Here is an 18,021-nt window from a genome sequence, read left to right as displayed (position 1 = left end):
AAGGGCTGCACCAGCCTTCTGGAGCTTAGACGTTGCGGTGGCTGCTAGCACTGACGAGCGAAGCGCTCATATGTAAAGGGATGCTCCAGGCGCGATAGACGCAACGTACTCGAGCGCCCCGCCCACAGTGATAACGCTTGGCGCAAGCTCAGACGATCGCTTGCCTCTCGGCATCGGCCCGACCCATGCTTGCGGAGACATCGGCAGCAAACGCAGTGAGCGGCGCGAGGATGGGGGAGTGAGGTCCGGTAGTGGCCGAGGAACACTGTCGGGTCTGGCGGATCAACGAACTACCAGTCAACGGTGGCGATGAAAGTTCATTTGGCGAGAGGTTTACCCGGGCCGGGACAAGCTCGACGGAAGTCGGCGACGAAGCCCCCAGTCGATGAACTACCGCAGCCAAGGTGACTGATGACCGAAGCGCGCCCGCAACAGCGAGTCCGACTGTAAGCACATCACGTCCTCGCCGGGCGTCGGCGGGTCAGTCGCCGTCAGTGCGCGGGCGCAGTGCGTAAGCGGGCACCAACTGATCGCACATCCGCAGCGGCGCCCGGCCATCGACGTATTCCACGGTGTAGGTGACACGCCCGAACCAGTCGGGATCCACTGCGTGAGTGTGCCGGCGACTTCCCCGCGCATCAATATCCCGGCGCCGTTCGTATGCCGGGGCATCTCAGGATCGCGGATCAGCAATGCGTCCAGACGCACCCAGACTGGCCGGGGAGGATAAGTCACCGGCCGGTAGTGATACCCGGTCACACGCAGAAGCTCCGACGTGCCGCCCCTATCGAACGCATGTGCGAATAGTAGCGCATAACCATTGGGCATTGTCGGAGCGTCGAGAGGAGCCGGGGGAGGATCGGTGATGGCCAACTGGCCGTGGGTTGACTGCTGCTCATGGACGATCGCCAGCACGCAGCCCCATGGGGACCTTGAGGGAAAGGACGCCATATGGCGGACTCTGGAGACTGACTAGCCAATGGGAGAAGGTGGGCGATGCCGGATCGGCGTCCCCGCGGGCCGCAGCCCCAGTGGCGGCCGAAGCGGGAGACCTTGCGAGTGCTGGGAGCGGTCGAGGGTGCCCTGGACCGCTACGGTGCGCACCTTCCTGTCTCTTTGCGCCAGCTGTTCTACGTGCTGCTCACCGACGGAGCTCTGGACAAGACCGAGCGCGACTACAAGCGGATGTGCGAGTACGTCGGCATGGCCCGCCGCGCGGGCAGGATCGGCTGGAGCTCGATCCGCGACGACACTCAGATCGCTGTGGATGGCCCACCCGCCTACGCTGGACTGGGGGACTTCTGGAGCGGCGTCGCCGCGGCCGCCGACGACTATCGCGTGGACCGGCAGGACGGTCAATCAGTCTGTCTCGAATTGTGGTGCGAGACAGCAGGAATGGTTCCCCAGCTGGCCAGAATTGGCGCCGACTACGGCATCGCCTGCTACTCCGGCGGCGGGTTCGACGGCCTGTCAGGCAAGCACGATGCGGCGATGCGGGCCGCGTCACGACGGGTCCGCACGCGAGTCCTGCACATCGGCGACCACGATCCCAGTGGTGAACATATGTTCACCGCCTTGGCCGAGGACGTGCACGCGTTCGCGGCAGCCGTAGGCGCGGAGGTGGAGTTTGAACGGGTCGCGGTCACCGCTGACCAGGTGACCGCATACGACTTGCCCACCGCGCCGCCGAAACCAACCGATCGCAGATCGTTCACCGGCACTACAACCCAGGCTGAAGCCCTCGCGCCGGACATCCTCGCCACAATCGTGCGGTCGAGGATCGAATCCCACCGAGACCCCGACCTCCACCAGCAGGTTCTCCTTCGCGAGGACGCTGAGCGCCGCGAGATTCGCCGGGCACTGAACTGCTAGCCCGAACCCAGCCCGCGTTCTACACCGTGAGTGGGCGACTGGTCGCTCAGCGACCGCCAGCTCATCAGCTGCTCGCGTGGAACACAGGCGCAGTGGCGTACTATCGGTGCGCACTGAACCGAGGGGGAAGCTCACCGTGAATCAGCCACAGTCGAGCCCGGGGCACGCCGGTAGTGATGATGTTGTGCGACCGTCACGTGCGGGTGGTCCGCCGCCCGGCGATGTCGGCTCACTGCCGGCGGATGTCTTGCAGTGGTCGGCTATTGTGTTCGGCGCGCTGGCGCCCGTGGCGACAGTGTTCGGTAAGGCGTTCCTCGAAGCGCTCGGCCAGCGCGCCGCCGACAACGCGGCAGCGCTTCCGGCCCAGCTGCGCCAACGCTGGTTCCGGCGGGCACGGCGATCGCACGACGACGTGGAGGTGGTCACCGTGCTCCACATCGAGAACGTGGACGCGGCCGCGATTCTGGTCACCGCCGACCTTCCGGACGAGGCGCGCCTGGCCTTGCTCGATCTCGACCCCACCGATCCCGCGCTGCACGGAAAGGTGTTGGGCTGGGACACCGGCCGCCAGCAATGGGTAGCCGTGGAAGCGCCTATCACGCAGGTGAGTCCGCAGCCCGAAGAACGGACCTGATCGAGCGCGGCAACCGAACGGGGACCGTGCGATGGCAGGGAGTACGGCTGTGCAACGCCCGACGCGTGGCCGTGAAGGGTCGGCACAGACACACAACCCGGCTCCCCGCGTCTGAATGGCTGCCGGGATGACCGGGACTTGCGTTTGTCTTCCCGCCGGGTTCGACCAAGATAACGACGGCATCGCCTGCGAGTAGCGGTGAAGCGGTCCGGGAAACCATGTACTCCGCTCGCCCGGTGACGACCGACCGGGCTGTCGCCGAGCAGGGCGGCACCAGGGTGGCCCCAGCCGCGCTGCGGTCCCGCAAGCGACGAGGGTCAGATGAGGCCGGCGACTTCTTGGGCGATGGCGGCGAGTCGGGTCTGGGCGGCGGAGACGACGCCGTGGCGGTTCTTGTGGGCCTCCTCGTAGGCGACGATCGCGCGGATGTCGGCGGGGTCGGTGAGTTCCTTCACCACGGCGACGGCTTGGGAGACGTTGAGCTCGTCGTAGTCACCGATCGGCAACTCGCGGGGCTCGGGTACCCCGCCGGTGCGGATCGACCGCAGGGCATCGGCAGCGGCGTCGGCACCTTCGCGGCGAGTGACCTGCTCAGCGGTCTCCAGCGCGGCGTCACGAGACGCGGAGAGGGTTTTGACGGCGACATCACCCGCCCGCGCGCCTTGGGCCAGTAGCCCGCCGAGCACCGGTGGGGTGGCGCGCACGGTATCCAAGGCCCGGTCCAAGCCCCGAGCAGACCAGGTGACCGGAAGGTTGAACAGTTTCACCGCGGTCCCAGCGGCCGCCTGCAACGGAGTACGGCGCAGCGCGGCCGGACCACCGAGGGCGTCCTCGGCCAGGACGGTGGTCAGCCAGTCCACCGTCGCCGAATGCGCGGTGATCAACCGCTCCGCCAAGACCACCACCTCAGGCAACTGGGCGGTGGTCGCGAGGGCCTTGATATAGCGGGCGCGGTCGACCAACTGGTGTTCGAGAGTCAGATCACCGAGCAGGGCCTCATCGAACGGCAGCGCCTGCTCGACCATCGCCTTGACCGCCGCGGCAGCCTGACCCAGCAACGGGCCGACCAACTCCGGGACTCCACCCAGATCGCGGATGGCGGCCTCGATATCCCGCGCGCGGGCGCGGGCGTTGTCAGCGTTCTCGGACAGTTCCCGCCGCACCGCTTCGGTGCGGGCCTGGGCGATGCGGGTCTCGGCGACCTGGATCTCGGTGTTGGTCAACGACAGGACCGCACGCAACTGCGCCAGCAAAGTAGAGGTATCCGGTGTGCTCATGCGAATCTCGTCCCTCCGGTGTGTGACAGCATCGGGTCGGCGCAAGGTGCACCACTCCCACGACTACCCACACCTACCGGTCGGTAACACGCTTCATCGCACGAAAAGCCGTCTTCGGCGGATTCGTGGAGCTGCGGGGCCGGTACATGTCGGCCTCACCGTGAAGGCCCGCCCCGGAAGGGTTCGCTGGAGTCGAGCGGGCCTGCCATCACCGTGGAGCTGTGTGGATCACGGGCGTGCGTCGGTCGGTCATGCCCATCGGCTTTGCTTGCCGCGCATCGCTGTGGGCCGTGCCGTCCTCATGCGATGTCCCGAGCGAGGAGAAAGCGCCCAAGACGGCGGCCATACTAGATCTCCTCGCCACCGCAATGCCCGAAACTTGAAGTCACACATGTCCTTCGGTGTTTCGGCACGGCAGCCGCGACCACCCGGAGGGCAATTGTTCGGCCATCACCGATCGGTTGGGTGCCTGACCTTCGAGTACGAGCGCTGCCGCCGAACCGCGCCGCACGCTGGCAGCTCCTCGCACCACCTCTGGGGAGGGTGGGAAACGGGCCTGAGTCACTTCGGTCGGGCGCTGCCGGGATGCCTCCGGCAACCGGGCCGCAGGTCCAACCGGTGCACCGGCGTTGCTGGCCGATGTCCCGTGGCGGGCGTGTCTACCGAGGTCCGGGCGCTGGCACTGCGAGCATGAGTGCCCATGTCCAGAGTGAAGGAGACGAAGACCGCACACCGAGGTGACGGACAGTTCTGGCGTGGTTTCCGCAGGCGCAACCCGCGAGAAGATGCGCTGGTCACCACGATGCAGGCCCAGATCTGGCATCGCCGATATCCGCCGTCCTCGGTGCGACAGGCTTTGGGCACCCGATGCGGCCACCCCGTCACCCGGTCGGACATGCGGGTGTTCGCCGGGCTGGACAGCATGCTGCGCCTGTGTGGCTGGACGTTCATCCAAGAATGCTCCGGCCCGCAGATCCTGACCTGGAGCTACGGTCCCTCCGACGCCGGAGCGGGCTACCTCGACCGCGGACGCGAACCCATCACCACGATCGTGACCATCCTGGACCGTTCCGTTGCGGGGGATACCGTGCACGGCTGCGCGGTCGAAGTTCTGCTCGTCGGCGAACCGCGCGGCAGAAGCCGCATCACCACGCTAGCCGGGCTCACCGCTCATCTGGGAGCGATCGAAGCCTACCGGCCCGGTGATCGCATTCCGATTCCATTCCCGACCGGCCACGCTCGAGAACCCGACCTGTGAACGACACTGGAGCAACAGGTCCGCCGCCGGATAGGGCAAGGACCCCGGCCGCCCTCCCGCCAGGCGGCCGCTCGCCCGCGACCCCGCCAGCGCCACCGGGCCGCCACAGCAAAGGAGAGCGTCACGTCCCCCCGCACCTACCTCGTCCGCCTCGATCCATGCCTTCGAGGCGAGAGTGCGACGCCGCGCGGGGTGCGGACACAGTTCTTCGACTGGCTCGCCACCACCGATGCCGAGGTCGTACAACTCTGCGGCGCCGACCGCGTCGTGATCTCCTGTCCCGCAGAGGTGGCCGACCAGATCAGAAACCTCGAGTACGTCTTGGACGTCGAGTTACACGAAGAGCGAGAGCCGCTGGAGTGACCAGGCTGGCAGCCGCCCACTACGCGCGGTGACTGCCGTGTGCGCCACGATCTGCGATGCCATGATCGGCCCATGGGTACCGAGTTCGTCGGAACGACACCGTGGAAACGCATCAGCGCCGCACTGGCCAGCACCGGCCCCCGTGCCGCCGCGATCGCCTATCTCGGTATCGACGGTCCTCGGCTGCTGCGAGGGTTGCGGCGCGGAGATCTTCTGGTGGTCAACGCAAGCAAGGAAGCAGTCGCCTCGCACGCCACCTCACCAGCGGCCATCGCCACGCTGATGGCTCGCGGTGTCACCGTGAAAACGTCGGCACGGCTGCACGCCAAAGTCGCTGCTACCGCCGATCGCGCGGTCATCGGATCAGCCAACGCCTCAGCACATTCGCAGGCAAGCGACGAAGCGGTCGTCATTACCGACGTGAAATCCCTTGTGCGCGACACCCGCGATTACATCGACGCCATCGCCGTAGACGCGACACTGATCACCGAGGAATACCTGCAGTATCTGCAGCAGGTGTGGGACCAGGCGCCACGTGCCACTCCGCTCCCCGGGGTCAACGCAGTCTCCGCCGAAACCGGGTTGCTTCCCCGTCGCGTCGCCGCCGTCATAGTGGTCCCCACCGAATACGACGACCTCACAACCAGCGAACGAGCCGCGATCGCGGAGACAATCCAGGACATACCCGAATTTCCGGTGGACGCCTTCCAACTCCCGGACGGCGACACCGGATACCCGATCGACACCGTACTGCTGCGCTACGACGAACTCCGTCACACCATCCTGCGCCCGGCGGTCACCTACTCACAGGCACTGTCTCCCATACCGACCCGCGGCACCGGCACCTACCAGCTCATCCGGGAACAACGCGGCCACCGCAGCCGCAAAACAGCCGCGATCCGCGCGCACCTGTCCCCGGGCCAGACACACAGCTTCAACCGCGCACTCGCCGCCGGCACCGATGTCCCCCTGCCTCCGGCCCTGAGCAAGACCCTTCTGGCGCTGTGGAAGCTTCACCCATCGTTCAATTAGTGACCGGCCCCACCCGCATGGAGTCACGCGGCCCGCAGCTCCGTGCCGAGTTCCGAGAGGAACGTCCCCGCCGACCGGCGCATCTACTGACATCTGACAGGGAAACAGATGCACACAGCCGGAAAGCGTCAGTGACGCCAGTTCCGTATCCGCACGTCAAAGGCATCAACAGTTCGTGTCGCTGCGCATGAACAATGTAAAATATTGCTATTTCACTCATGGTACCCACTTTCGCGAACGGCTTCAGGTTGACGTCCGATAATGCGGATTAACGGACGTCAATTGCTCAAATGCCCTGATCGTGCCTATTTTTCAGTTACGATGTATCCGGTGATCGGCCGGATGGGTCGGCGGTCACCGCTACGCTGGGACGAATCCGCTGCTCCGCCACCATGTCAGGGGGACCCGACCGTGACTGATCGACGCCCGGGCGCGCCGACAGCGCCGTGCCCGGCGAACCGCCGCCCCGACTCCTCATCCTCGACAGCGACTCTCGGGGCGATGTCGTCGGCGGCGAGATGTGGCCGGGCGCACCGACGATGGTCGCGACCGGCCGTCACAGTGACGATTCCTTGTCGACCGGTATGCCGGGCCGTGGCCGCACGCAGAAGGTCACGACACCGCGGGCCGTCGACCCGGCGTCGACCGGCCGCGACCACGGCACCGATTTCCCGCGCACCCCGATGGACGGTCTCGTGTGAGCACCGACGAGCAGATCGCCGCCGAACGGCGCCGCCGCGCCGAAGAGGAGGCGGCCGAGCGGGCGCACCACGCGCTGCGCGACTGCCCGGACTACCGCGGGTGCCTGGCGATCGCCCGTGCCCTCGAGTGGGCCGTGTGCCCCGCGAGTGCGGTCGGGATGCCGGTGGGCACTTGGGCCGCTCGCGGTGACCGGGCCATGCTGACCGAAGAAGGCCGCGCCCGCGCGGGTGAGCGTGCCCTCACCGGCCTCGACGCCGCCCTGGACGAGCTCGCCGCGATGCGCGAACGTCTGGTCATCACCCTCACCCGGCAGACGGGTGATCGGCCCGAGCGGGCAGCACCGATCCCGGCGCCGCAGGCGCCGACGAGCCGCCGTCGTGATCCGGCGGCCGCCGCCGCGGCACACGCGGACCCGGCGCGCGCGGCCGGGCCCGCCGTCGCTCGCCGAGGCGCGCCTGCTCCGGGCCGACCCCACTCACCGCCCGGCACCGACACCGAGGAGAGACCCCATGCCCGCCTCCACCGACAGCGAAGCCGTCGTCACCGCACTGTGGCCCATCGATGGACCCCACCGGGCGCAGGATTTCGCGCAGGCGATGCTCGCGCTGCAGCTGCTGCGCTACGCCAACCACGCCACCCTCAATGCCTCGGACCGCGTGATGCCCGACCCGGAGGACGCCGCGGTGATCGTGCGCCACCTCCGGCGACGCCCTCGACGCGCTCCCGCAGCTGTGCCGGCAATTGGCTTCCCACGTCGACCGATTCGCCGCCGACCCGGCCCTGCGCGCTGCCAGCTCCGCGCCACACCCGGCCGACGTCCAAGCCACGCTGGCCGCCGAAGCCGTGCGAGAACTCGCCGCGGCGACCGCACCGCAGCGCACCCTCGCCCACCACGCCTCCTCCCCGCTCAACACCCTCTACCTCGATGAGGACAGCGCATCATGACCATCACCTCCACCCAGGACCCGCGTTGCCGCCTCGACGCGGCATGCGCATTGAGCGACAACCGGTTCCACGCGGCCGCGATCGGCCTGCTCGATTTCGCGGGCCTGCTCGACCGCCGCGAGGTCCGCCGCTACATCCAGACCCACACCGTGCCCGACGACGAGAACCAGGACGTCGAGGCGGCCTGGGTCGACTGGGCAGGCATAGCCGCTGCGGGCGAGGAGATCGGCCCGCTCTACGGCGGGCAGGACCGGTTGCTGCGGCTGGCGCTGAGCATCGCCCACGGCACCCCGGTCGACCTCGAGCCACACTGTCCGGGCTCGGCCACGCACACGCCCGCGCGGTCCTGGACGCGATGGTGCCCCCGTTGGACCTGTCCGGCGACGTCGAGAATCGCCGCCTATCTCGAGCGCAAGGGCGAACACGACGACGCGCTGCAAGCGATCCTGGCCTCCCGCGGACTAAACCCCGACGACTACACTGCCACGTCCGAGCCGAGGGGTTGACCGATGCCCATAGCCGACGACCCTTCGGTCCCCATTCCGCTCCGCATCCTCGACGACGAGGACTTCCGCGACCCGTTCGCCCCACCCAGCGACGCCGAGCGCGCGGCGCGGCGCACCGAGCTGCTGTCCCGCGCCCGTCAGGTACGTGCGGACGACTGGGACGACTACCGATACACCTGGAGCACCGGCGAAGTCCTCGCCGTCGCACTGCTACTCGACGACGACAAGATCCTGGCCGACTGCGACGAAACCTGCGACAGCATGTTGCGCCGTTGGGCCTACGACCTGTACGGCATACGCGGCGGCCGCACCGACGTGCAGGCCGGTTGCCCGCAGACCAGCGCCTGGTTCCGCGACACTGCCGCCGAACTGGCCGCCACGGCACCGGAAGACCGCACGCGATGACCCCCACGGTCCCCACCGCCCCCACGCCGAAGGCAACGTGCGGGCCCGGCAGCGGTGCGCCGGGCTGGCGGCCGGGGGCAGCGCTGCGGCCTGCCTGCGCATCCGGGGGTGGGCGATGACATCGGCAGGCCCGGCCCGGCTGCATCTGGTGGCCGCCGCGCACGACCACCCCGATCTGGTCGCCGCCGACGCCGCCGCCCAGCACTACACCGACGCCGCCGCGTCGGCGGCCACCGACCGCACCTACGACTCCGTCCTACGGGGATTCACCGCCTGGTGCGAGGAGATGGGGTTGTCCGCCCTGCCCGCCGACCCGGACACCGTCCAGCGTTACCTGTCGCTGGCGGCCGAGCGCGACGACATCGCCGCGAGCACCGTCACCGTGCGGAGTGCCGCGATTGCCCGGGCCCACCGCGACGCCAGACTGCCCGACCCGACCGCCGACCCCGCCGTGCGCATCGTCATGACGGGGGTGCGCAACGAGCGAACCAACCAGGCCAGCACCCGCCAGGCCCCACCCGCCACCCTGTCGGTGCTGCAACCGATGGTCACCGCCGCGCATGCCACGGCCCGCACCATCCGGCAGCAGATCGCCGCGCGCCGCGACATCGCTGTAATCGCGGTGACCTACGCCGCCTCACTGCGCCGCAGCGAGACCGCGGCGCTGTCCCTGGAAGACCTGTCGCTGGTCGACAGCCCCGAGCACGATCGGTTACTGCGCGTAAGGATCCGGGGCAGCAAAACCTCCCGCACGAAGATCCAGCACGTCTACATCCCCCGCGGCCGCAGCGTCGACGCCCTATGCTGCCCGTGGTGCACGCTGCAGCGCTGGATCGCCGTCGTCGACGCCCGCGACCACGCCGCCGCCCGCGAGCGACGCCGCCAGCGCCGCCACGGCATCAACGATCCCGACGCCGTGATCGACGCCGTCGCGATCGCGGTCGGGCGCCACCTACGCGCCGACACCACCACCGACCCGCACACCCACCGCTGCACCGGGGACTGGCCGAGCACCGCCGACCCCACCGCGCCCCTGTTCCGGCCCGTCAACCACGGCGGATGGCCCCACGAAACTGCGCTCACCGACAAGTCGATCGCCCGCATCATCGAAAAACGCTCCCTCGCCGCCGGTGTCGCCCGCATGCGCGGACACAGCCTGCGCGCCGGTGCGATCACCGAAGCCTTCGACCGCGGCGCGTCACTGGAAGACGTGATGGCCCTGGCCCGACACAAAAACCCCGCCACAACCCTGCGCTACGACCGGCACCGCGAACAACGCAGCGCCCGCGTCGATCTGGGTCTGTGACCCCTCAACTAGGGGCCTGTGTCAAAGTCGAGCAAGGTCGGGCTGTTCGGCTCGCCTCCATGGCGTCGGAGCCATTCTGGCCCCTACCCACATCGCCGCCATCAACCAATGGCTCCGACACCACCTGATAGCTTGAATAGCGATGTCTTGGACCTTCGCGGACGACAGTCCACTTCACATACTGTCTCCTCACACGGCGCCGAAGATCGTCTTCCACGCGGTGTGCGACGAGTTGCCGGGAGTGTCTGATCTCCGGTGGATCTGATCTCGGTCTGACTGCCCGAGCCTGAGGGTTCGGCGGGAAGGATCATTTGATGTCGGAGACACTCGAATCCGTGGTGGATGCGGTGGATCAGAAGAAGCTGGCCCAGCAGCTGCTGGCTCAGGCCAAACAGCAGGGCGTGGAACTACTCGGCCCGGGCGGGCTGCTGAACCAGCTCACGAAGAACGTGCTGGAAACCGCTTTGGAGGCGGAGATGACCGAGCACGTCGGCTATGAGAAACACGACCCGGCAGGGCGTGGGACAGGCAACTCTCGCAATGGGACTCGGTCGAAGACGGTGGTCACCGAGATCGGTCCGGTGGAGATCGACGTGCCGCGTGACACCAGCTCGTCGTTCGACCCGCAGATCGTCAGAAAACGTCAGCGGCGGTTGTCGGGGGTCGATGAGATCGTGTTGTCGCTGACCGCGAAGGGGTTGACGACCGGGGAGATCTCGGCGCATTTCTCCGAGATCTACGGCGCTTCGGTGTCCAAGGACACCGTCTCCGCGATTACCGACATTGATGATGAGATGTGTTCCCGCCCGGGTCGTTGCTCAATCACTGACTGACGCCCTGCTGGGTTGTCCTTACTTTGGTCCGCCGGCTCGGGTGGGAACGCCCTTGAGTGCTCCGGCCGGGGAGGGATGACCTAATAGGGGCCTGGTTGCGCCTCGCCAATGTCTTGTCTGCCTGTCCGCCCGGTGTGCTGACATCCACCACTGACGAATGGCAGGACCAGCGAGGATGCACGACACGAACGAGATCATCGGCGGCGCCGACACTCATGCCGACACCATTCACGTCGCGGTGATTTCGCCGACCGGTCGGCCTGTGGCCGATCACGAGTTCGCCACCACGGCGGCCGGGTATCGTGCTGCCATCAAATTCCTCACCGGCCACGGCGTTGTTCGTGTCGTCGGCGTGGAAGGAACCAGTAGCTATGGTGCCGGATTTACCAGAGCGCTGGTGGCGGAGGGAATGCCGGTCGTCGAGGTCTGCGGGCCCGACAAGGCGATACGGCGTCGACGCGGCAAGTCCGATGCGCCGGACGCGTATTCGGCAGCCCGGGCTGCGCTGTCCGGCCACGGGGTGTCCGAGCCGAAGGATGAGCGGATCGGTGTCGTGCGAGCCTTGCTGGGTGCGCGCCGCTCGGCGGTGAAGGCGCGCACCGCTTCGATCAACCAGATCAAGGCCCTGCTGGTGACCGCGCCGGATTCGGTGCGTGACCGATTTCGCAGACTCGCCACCAAACAGCTGATCGCAGCACTGACGCGAATCCGTCCCGGAGCTCAGACCGACTCGTTGGTGGCCGGGACCCTCATGGCTGCAAAGGTTCTTGCCGAGCGAGTCGCCTTCCTGGACGAGCAGGTCGCCTCGCTGACCACCGAATTGGACGAGCTGACCGCGGTGCTGTGTCCGGCGTTGCGGTCGGCCTATGGCGTCGGTCCCGACACCGCTGCCCAGCTGCTGGTCACTGCGGGTGACAACCCGGCCCGGCTCAGGAGCGAGGCCTCGTTCGCCGCATTGTGCGGTGCTGCACCAGTCCCAGCATCGTCAGGAAAGACTGTGCGGCATCGACTCTCGCGCGGCGGTGACCGTGCTGCCAACAATGCACTGCATCGTATTGCGTTGTGCCGCATGTCGCGGCACGAACCAACCAGAGCATATGCCGCACGACAGAGTCAGGCCGGCCGCTCCAAACCGGAAATTCTGCGACTGCTCAAACGCGCGATCGCCCGCGAGGTCTATCGACTGCTGACCCGCACCGTCTGCATCCCCGACTATGGTGACCTGCGCCCGGCCCGGCAGAGCCGCAACATCACCCTCACCGCCGCCGCACGACATCTCGGCGTCTGGCCCGGCACTCTGTCCCGCCTCGAACGCGGCCAATCGTATGACGACCAACTCGCCGACATATACCGAGCATGGCTCGCCTCAGCAGCTTGACAACCATAGGAGCATCAAAGTGGTCGCGGAGATGACCGACGGTGCAACCGGCCTCTCGATCGCGTGTATCCGGTCGTGTTCATCGATGCCATCCACGTGAAGATCAGGGCTCTGGCGCAGTCTTCGTGATCGGGGTGCCGTTAACGATCGTGTCACCCGGTACATGAAGCCCGGTTTGGCCTGGTAGCCGCCAGGGTCACTCCTGTTTGGACGTCGATGTGAGGTAGCGGTGCAGTGATGTCTTCGGGATGCCGGTCTTGCTGGTGATCTCGCCGAGGCTGTTTCCCTGCTCGCGGAGCAGTCGGGCGTAGTCGATCTTGTCGTCGGGCCATGCGGTGGGCCGGCCGATGTGGCGGCCTTTGGATTCGGCGACGCTGCGGGCGTGGGCGGCGCGTTCGGCGGTGAAGGTGCGTTCCATCTGCGAACAGCGCCAGGAGCAGGAACGCGATGCGGGCCATGCCCTCGTCGGCAGTGTTGATCGGGATGGGGTCGGCGAGGGTGCGCACGCCGATGCCCTTCTCGCCGAGGTCGTGGGCGAGGTTCAGCACTTCGCGCAGGTTCCGGCCGAGTCGGTCGAGGGTGTAAGCGACGACAATGTCGCCTGGGCGTGCGTAATCGAGCAGTTTGGCAAGTCCGGGCCGGTCGACGGTCGCGCCGGTCTTCTTGTCGACGTAGATCCGTTCGTGGGGCAGTCCGGTGTCGGCGAGGGCGTCGAGCTGGCGTTCGAGGCTCTGTTTGGTGGTGGAGACTCGGGCGTAGCCGAGTTCGAGTCCGCCGGCCGGGTGTGCTGGTGTGCTCGCCATCCCCGAAATGTACCGGAGTTCGCCAGCGTACGAGCCTTTCGGAACGCTTTCGATGGAACGACTTCCGGAACGAACGCTGTGCCGGTTCGCCCAGGTCGCCGCTCACTGGCCGTGACTGAATCGGCGCGGCTTTGCTCGTTCCACTTCCCTGGATGTGGAACAGTGTCGGCGGAGGCGCGTCTTCGTTGGCTAGCAGGGTCGATCCAACTTGTTTGCCCTGTTCTGCAGGTAGCGCTGTTCGGGGAGGCTTGTGGTGCGGCGAGCCGCCGCTCCGTAGTTCGCTTGAGCTGCGGTGTATTCGCCTGCCTGCTCTTGGAGGTGAGCGCGGACGGCGTAGAGGCGGTGGTGGCCGGCGATCCGGGGGTCACTGTCCAGTGTTTCCAGCAGTTCGAGTCCAGCCCTGGGGCCGCGGGTCATCGCGACCGCGACGGCGTAATTGAGCGTGACCATGGGGTTCGGTGCGATCCGTCGGAGAATTCCGTACAGGATGCGAATCTGTTCCCAGTCGGTGTCCTCGGCTCGCGGTGCCTGGACGTGCAGCGCGGCGGTCGCCGCTTGCAGCTGGTAGGGGCCGAGCGGCGAGGAGGACATGGCGTCGGTGACCAGTGCGACGCCTTCGTCGATCATGGTGGCGTCCCACAGTTTCCGGTCTTGTTCGGCCATTGGTATGAGGGCGCCGTCCGGTCCGGTGCGGGCCGATCGGCGGGCGTCGGTCAAAAGCATCAGCGCCAGCAGCCCGGCGACTTCACCCTCGTCCGGCAGGGATCGGTGCAGCATACGGGTGAGTCGGACCGCCTCTGTGGTGAGTTCGCCGCGGTGCAGGTCGGGTCCGGAACTGGCGGTGTAGCCCTCGTTGAAGATCAGGTAGAGCACATGCAGGACCGCGTCCAGCCGCTGCGCCCACTCCTGAGCGCTCGGCATCGCGAATGATGCTCCGGACGCTTTTATCCTCTGCTTGGCACGACTGATCCGCGGACCCATGGTGGCCTCCGGCACGAGGAAGGCCCGCGCCACCTCGGCAGTGGTGAGTCCGCCGACCGCACGCAGCGTGAGCGCGACCTGCGAAGCGGGGGTCAACGCGGGATGGCAGCACAGGAACAGCAGCGTGAGCGTGTCGTCCTGATTGCCGGAGGTTTCGTCGCCGGGTGGCGGGCGGTCAGCGTCGGGTGTCTCCCGTACCGCTGCGCTGATCTCACGGCGGCGGCGTGCCTGCTCGCTGCGTATCTGATCGACCACCCGGCGGGCGGCGACGGTGTACAGCCAGGACCGCGGGCTTTCCGGGATGCCTTCGACGGGCCACTGGGTCGCCGCGGCGAGCAGTGCCTCCTGGACCGCGTCCTCGCACTCCTCGAACCCGTCGTAGCGGCGCAGGAGCACCCCGAGGACCTGCCGCGCCAGGTCACGTAGCAGGTTCTCGAGGCGTGCGTGCGTGCTCACATCTCCATCCCGGCCGAGTCCATTAGCGGTCGCACCTCCACGCATCTGGTCCGGTCGCTCGATATCAGTGCGGCGAGCTCCACCGCGCGCTCACGGCTTTCGCAGTCGACCAGATACTGACTGGCGACATGATCCGGACTCTGTCGATACGGACCCTCGGTCACCGTCACCACGCCGCCCCGGGCCTGGACGACGGCACTGATCGACGGGTCGGCGAACAGGTGCCCGGTGATCAATTCCCCTGTCTGCCCGGCCGCAGCCAGGAACCCCTCGTGGTCGAAACCGTCTCCCGGCAGGGCCGCGGCGTCAAGATAGAGATTCAGCAGGAACTTCACCGCGTGCTCAGTCCTCGGCTGTGCCTGCGAAGACGACCGGCCGCACCTCGATACCGAGGCCCTCGACACGAGCATCCGGGATTAGCGCGGCCAGCTCCAACGCGCGTTCGCGGGTTGCGCATTCCACCAGGTAGTAGCCTCCGAGGTATTCCTTGGCCTCGAGGTAGGGCCCGTCCGTCACAGCCGGTATACCGCCGCGCACCCGGACCACGGCGCTCTGCGACGGGTCCGCCAGCGCGGTCGTGCTGATCATCTCCCCGGACTTCTTGACGGTCTCCATGAACGCGCCGTGGCCGCTCATCACCTCGTTGCGCTCCTGCTCGGTCAGCGCGTCCCAGATCTGCGGGTTGCTGTGCATGATCAACAAGAACTTCACGTCGTCTCCTCGGACAGTCGGCGGCACTCGGTCGAGGTGCCGTTCATGATCCAAGTCGGAGCCGGTGACGCATTCTTGCGGTGTTGGGAACCGCAAAAATCTTTGGACCGCTCCGACTATCTGTCGGAGAACGCCTGACCTGGGCGTTCGGTGTCCATCAGCAATTACGGGAGTATAGGAATGAATCTTCCCCGCATCGGCGTCAGCCTGCCGTACATCGACCCGTACGCCGGCCCAGACGCCATCGTCATGGTGGCGCAGGCCACCGAACGACTCGGGTTCCACGCCGTGTCCGCCAGTGACCGGCTCCTGATCCCCACCGGACCGCATTGGAACAACGATGCGGGCCTGCCCGAGTCCCACGCCTGGGATTCACTGGAGGTTTTGACCTGGGCAGCCGCGCACACCCAGCGGATCCGCGTGACCACCGACATTCTGAACTCGATCTTCCAACCGCCCATCGTCCTGGCCCGCAGGCTGGCCACCCTCGACCGGCTGTCCGGGGGACGGCTGGATGTCGGTGTCGGCCAAGGCGGCGGCACCCGGGTGCCGCCGTTCTACATCCCCGAGGAATTCACCGCCGCAGGTGTACCGGCCAGTCGCAGAGGAGCCGGATTCGTCGAGCACATCGCCGCGATGCGGGCCTGCTGGGCCCCCGACCCCGTCGAGTTCCATGGTGAGCACTACCAGATCCCGCCCTCCATGGTCGGCCCGAAACCATCCGGAAACACCATCCCCCTGTTCATCGGCGCGATCACCCGCCACACCATCGAACGGGCAGCCCGCATCGCAGACGGCTACATCACCACCGCTGTCGACTGGGACGACACCAGTACCCATGTCGGCTGGTACCGAGCCGCGGGCGGCACCGGCACCGTCGTGGTGAACGTAATCCCGGCACGTCATCAACTCTCTCCCAGCGCCTTCACCGGCGCCGTGCTCAACGAACTCGACCACGCCATGGCCGTCGGCGCCGACGAGATGCACATCGCGCTCCATCTCGTACCCGCCCACCCGGAACAGCAAGTCGAACTGCTGAAAGCGCTAGCGACCAAGCTTGACCTGCCAACGCCATAGAACCGATCCGGTGCCCGATCTCTCGACGGCCGCCCGGCGCGGCGAGTTCGGGCTGCGGGTCGGTTACCAGCGACTGAATCCCCGCTTCGGCATCCACGGAGATCCGGTGAGCCTGGACACTGGGCTGGAATTCCCTGGGCTGCAAGGTAGTACGTGACCCACTTCAGCGACCGCTGAGGGTGAGCCGGTTGGTCATGTTCAGTTTGACCTCCCCGTACGGCAGGACGTGTTCCCAGAACAGCGGGGTCACCCCGCGCTTGTCGGCGGCGGTGACCAGGATGTCGCCGGTGTCGGGGTCGTCGATGAGGTCTTGGATCATCAGGGTGTTGACGTAGACCAGGGACGCTTGCACGATTCGCAGACACTGCACGCTGAGTTCCTGCGCGTCGGCCCGGTTAGATGACAGTTCGCCGGTCTTGCCGTAGTAGATCACGCTGTTGGCGCGGTTCCACGACTCGATGACGTTGAGCCCTTCTTCGATCTCCCGCTGAAGTTCTCGACTGCGCAGGTACCGGCATAGAAAGATCGTCTTCTGCGCCCTGCCCAGCTCGATCATCGCCTGATAGGTCGGGTGGGCGGCGTTGGCCTTCATGAACCGGCGCAAGATCGCTTCGGTCGACGCGGTGCCGGTGCGGATCGCGGTCGCGTACTTCACCATCTGGTCGTACTGCTGTGCAATCAGCTCCCACCGGATCGGGCGCGTCATCGCCGGTCCGAGCCCTGGCCACATCCCGGGCTCGCCGGCCGCGGGCCGGTACAGCTTGCACTTGTTGATCCGCTTGATCCGGGGCAGCAGGTCGAAGCCCAGCAGCTTCGTGATGCCGAACCCGATCTCGGACTGACCGTGAGTGTCCACATAGTTGGCTTCGACCTTCATCTCGGTGCCATGGCGGACCGCGCCCTCCACCATCGCGTGAACCTCGCTGGCGGAGCAGTCGATCCGCTGGGAGTGGATCACCACCGAGCCCTTCTCCACCGACCAGTAGATCAGCACGCCGCGCCCGCCGTAGCGGGAGTGCCACTCGGTGAAGATGTTCTGGTCCCACGACCGGAAATGCGTCGAGTCGCTGGCCACTGCGGTGGAGCCCTCGCCCCACACGCTCGCGCGCCGGACCCGGAAGGTCGCGTTGGCGATCTCGATGGCGATTCGGTGCGCAGTCTCCGGCGTCAGGTACCGGCGGCGTACGTAGCGGATGTCCTCTTCGCTGTGGCCGTGGTCGCCGCCGGCGACCGACCGGATACCGGTGTAGGTCCCGTAGGCGTAGATCCCCAAAAGGAGCCGTTCGGCAAGGACGTCTTCGGGCATGACGCCTCGGTCCGCGACGGAGGTGACCGATTTCAGGCAGCCGGTGCGTAGAGCCCCTAACAGGTTCTGTAGAGTGGCGGTGATTCTCGTTGCGGTGCAGTATGTTTCGTCGTGGCGGCCCCGTGGATCGTGGACGACGAGTTGTGGACAGTGATCGAACCGCTACTGCCGGTCCG

At 67.0% G+C, this 18,021-nt stretch carries 21 protein-coding genes and 3 pseudogenes; 15 read left to right on the top strand and 9 right to left on the bottom strand.

The window, feature by feature from the left end; all coding sequences use genetic code 11:
- Nucleotides 1-481: 481 nt before the first annotated feature.
- Nucleotides 482-607: a hypothetical protein gene (locus GVY64_RS38810; protein WP_268895702.1), complete on the bottom strand. Its 126-nt coding sequence runs from the start codon at nt 605-607 to the stop codon at nt 482-484.
- 527 nt (nt 608-1,134) lie between these two features.
- Between GVY64_RS38810 and GVY64_RS33785 the strand changes: the two genes are divergently transcribed.
- The 3 genes from GVY64_RS33785 to GVY64_RS39260 all read left to right on the top strand — a co-directional run bounded on the left by GVY64_RS33785 (nt 1,135) and on the right by GVY64_RS39260 (nt 2,702).
- Nucleotides 1,135-1,872: a hypothetical protein gene (locus tag GVY64_RS33785; RefSeq protein WP_159850287.1), complete on the top strand. Its 738-nt coding sequence runs from the start codon at nt 1,135-1,137 to the stop codon at nt 1,870-1,872.
- Between the two features lie 286 nt (nt 1,873-2,158).
- Nucleotides 2,159-2,506, top strand: a complete 348-nt coding sequence (locus GVY64_RS33780; RefSeq protein WP_159850286.1) for a hypothetical protein — start codon at nt 2,159-2,161, stop codon at nt 2,504-2,506.
- Between the two features lie 115 nt (nt 2,507-2,621).
- A complete protein-coding gene (locus GVY64_RS39260; RefSeq protein ID WP_159850302.1) occupies nt 2,622-2,702 on the top strand; it encodes an excalibur calcium-binding domain-containing protein in 81 nt (26 codons plus the stop codon).
- Nucleotides 2,703-2,823: 121 nt separating this feature from the next.
- Here GVY64_RS39260 and GVY64_RS33770 read toward each other — a convergent pair whose 3' ends face one another.
- Nucleotides 2,824-3,783 carry a ferritin-like domain-containing protein gene (locus GVY64_RS33770; protein WP_159850285.1) on the bottom strand — a complete coding sequence of 320 codons (960 nt, stop codon included), beginning with the start codon at nt 3,781-3,783 and terminating at the stop codon, nt 2,824-2,826.
- Nucleotides 3,784-4,483: 700 nt separating this feature from the next.
- Here GVY64_RS33770 and GVY64_RS33765 point away from each other — a divergent pair.
- From GVY64_RS33765 to GVY64_RS33755, 3 genes are all read left to right on the top strand, one after another.
- Nucleotides 4,484-5,041: a hypothetical protein gene (locus GVY64_RS33765; protein ID WP_159850284.1), complete on the top strand. Its 558-nt coding sequence runs from the start codon at nt 4,484-4,486 to the stop codon at nt 5,039-5,041.
- A 192-nt stretch (nt 5,042-5,233) separates the two neighbouring features.
- Nucleotides 5,234-5,404 carry a hypothetical protein gene (locus GVY64_RS33760; RefSeq protein WP_159850283.1) on the top strand — a complete coding sequence of 57 codons (171 nt, stop codon included), beginning with the start codon at nt 5,234-5,236 and terminating at the stop codon, nt 5,402-5,404.
- Between the two features lie 72 nt (nt 5,405-5,476).
- Complete coding sequence (locus tag GVY64_RS33755) at nt 5,477-6,436, top strand: phosphatidylserine/phosphatidylglycerophosphate/cardiolipin synthase family protein (protein WP_159850282.1); 960 nt, start codon at nt 5,477-5,479, stop codon at nt 6,434-6,436.
- A gap of 556 nt (nt 6,437-6,992) precedes the next feature.
- On the opposite strand, the gene GVY64_RS33750 is transcribed toward GVY64_RS33755, so the two are convergent.
- Nucleotides 6,993-7,613: a hypothetical protein gene (locus tag GVY64_RS33750; protein ID WP_159850281.1), complete on the bottom strand. Its 621-nt coding sequence runs from the start codon at nt 7,611-7,613 to the stop codon at nt 6,993-6,995.
- Nucleotides 7,614-7,879: 266 nt separating this feature from the next.
- Between GVY64_RS33750 and GVY64_RS33745 the strand changes: the two genes are divergently transcribed.
- The 7 genes and pseudogenes from GVY64_RS33745 to GVY64_RS39255 all read left to right on the top strand — a co-directional run.
- Nucleotides 7,880-8,083: a hypothetical protein gene (locus GVY64_RS33745; protein WP_159850279.1), complete on the top strand. Its 204-nt coding sequence runs from the start codon at nt 7,880-7,882 to the stop codon at nt 8,081-8,083.
- Entirely contained in the window at nt 8,080-8,589 is a 510-nt protein-coding gene (locus GVY64_RS33740; RefSeq protein ID WP_159850277.1) for a hypothetical protein, read from the top strand. Before GVY64_RS33745 ends, GVY64_RS33740 begins: the two co-directional genes overlap by 4 nt.
- A 3-nt stretch (nt 8,590-8,592) precedes the next feature.
- A complete protein-coding gene (locus GVY64_RS33735; protein WP_236567460.1) occupies nt 8,593-8,994 on the top strand; it encodes a hypothetical protein in 402 nt (133 codons plus the stop codon).
- A gap of 115 nt (nt 8,995-9,109) precedes the next feature.
- Nucleotides 9,110-10,300, top strand: coding sequence for a tyrosine-type recombinase/integrase (locus GVY64_RS33730; RefSeq protein WP_159850275.1), 1,191 nt, complete (start codon nt 9,110-9,112; stop codon nt 10,298-10,300).
- A gap of 314 nt (nt 10,301-10,614) precedes the next feature.
- Nucleotides 10,615-11,115 (top strand): annotated as a pseudogene (locus GVY64_RS33725) (transposase); the annotation flags it as partial.
- A 175-nt stretch (nt 11,116-11,290) separates the two neighbouring features.
- Nucleotides 11,291-12,511 (top strand): IS110 family transposase, encoded by a 1,221-nt coding sequence (locus GVY64_RS33720; RefSeq protein WP_328821047.1) that lies wholly within the window; start codon nt 11,291-11,293, stop codon nt 12,509-12,511.
- Nucleotides 12,512-12,527: 16 nt separating this feature from the next.
- Nucleotides 12,528-12,619, top strand: a pseudogene (locus tag GVY64_RS39255) (transposase); the annotation flags it as partial.
- 88 nt (nt 12,620-12,707) lie between these two features.
- Here GVY64_RS39255 and GVY64_RS38270 read toward each other — a convergent pair.
- The 5 genes and pseudogenes from GVY64_RS38270 to GVY64_RS33700 all read right to left on the bottom strand — a co-directional run bounded on the left by GVY64_RS38270 (nt 12,708) and on the right by GVY64_RS33700 (nt 15,462).
- Nucleotides 12,708-12,929: a hypothetical protein gene (locus tag GVY64_RS38270; protein ID WP_236567461.1), complete on the bottom strand. Its 222-nt coding sequence runs from the start codon at nt 12,927-12,929 to the stop codon at nt 12,708-12,710.
- A 55-nt stretch (nt 12,930-12,984) separates the two neighbouring features.
- Nucleotides 12,985-13,314: pseudogene (locus GVY64_RS38265) on the bottom strand (recombinase family protein); the annotation flags it as partial.
- Nucleotides 13,315-13,503: 189 nt separating this feature from the next.
- Complete coding sequence (locus tag GVY64_RS33710) at nt 13,504-14,751, bottom strand: RNA polymerase sigma factor (RefSeq protein WP_236567458.1); 1,248 nt, start codon at nt 14,749-14,751, stop codon at nt 13,504-13,506.
- Nucleotides 14,748-15,086, bottom strand: a complete 339-nt coding sequence (locus GVY64_RS33705) for a YciI family protein (RefSeq protein WP_201298280.1) — start codon at nt 15,084-15,086, stop codon at nt 14,748-14,750. Before GVY64_RS33705 ends, GVY64_RS33710 begins: the two co-directional genes overlap by 4 nt.
- A gap of 7 nt (nt 15,087-15,093) precedes the next feature.
- The gene (locus tag GVY64_RS33700; RefSeq protein ID WP_159850267.1) at nt 15,094-15,462 is read right to left on the bottom strand and encodes a YciI family protein; all 369 of its coding nucleotides are present in this window, start codon (nt 15,460-15,462) and stop codon (nt 15,094-15,096) included.
- Between the two features lie 180 nt (nt 15,463-15,642).
- On the opposite strand from GVY64_RS33700, the gene GVY64_RS33695 reads away from it, so the two are divergent.
- Nucleotides 15,643-16,539, top strand: a complete 897-nt coding sequence (locus GVY64_RS33695) for a TIGR03619 family F420-dependent LLM class oxidoreductase (protein WP_159850265.1) — start codon at nt 15,643-15,645, stop codon at nt 16,537-16,539.
- Nucleotides 16,540-16,549: 10 nt separating this feature from the next.
- The gene (locus tag GVY64_RS33690; RefSeq protein WP_159850263.1) at nt 16,550-16,696 is read left to right on the top strand and encodes a hypothetical protein; all 147 of its coding nucleotides are present in this window, start codon (nt 16,550-16,552) and stop codon (nt 16,694-16,696) included.
- 6 nt (nt 16,697-16,702) lie between these two features.
- On the opposite strand, the gene GVY64_RS33685 is transcribed toward GVY64_RS33690, so the two are convergent.
- Nucleotides 16,703-17,881, bottom strand: a complete 1,179-nt coding sequence (locus GVY64_RS33685; RefSeq protein WP_268895703.1) for a transposase — start codon at nt 17,879-17,881, stop codon at nt 16,703-16,705.
- Nucleotides 17,882-18,021 lie beyond the last annotated feature (140 nt).

The sequence above is a fragment of the Nocardia sp. CY41 genome, assembly GCF_009829325.1.
GTDB lineage: Bacteria > Actinomycetota > Actinomycetes > Mycobacteriales > Mycobacteriaceae > Nocardia.
The sequence above is the reverse complement of the archived record's forward strand: the minus strand, read 5'-3'. Positions and strand labels throughout refer to the sequence as shown.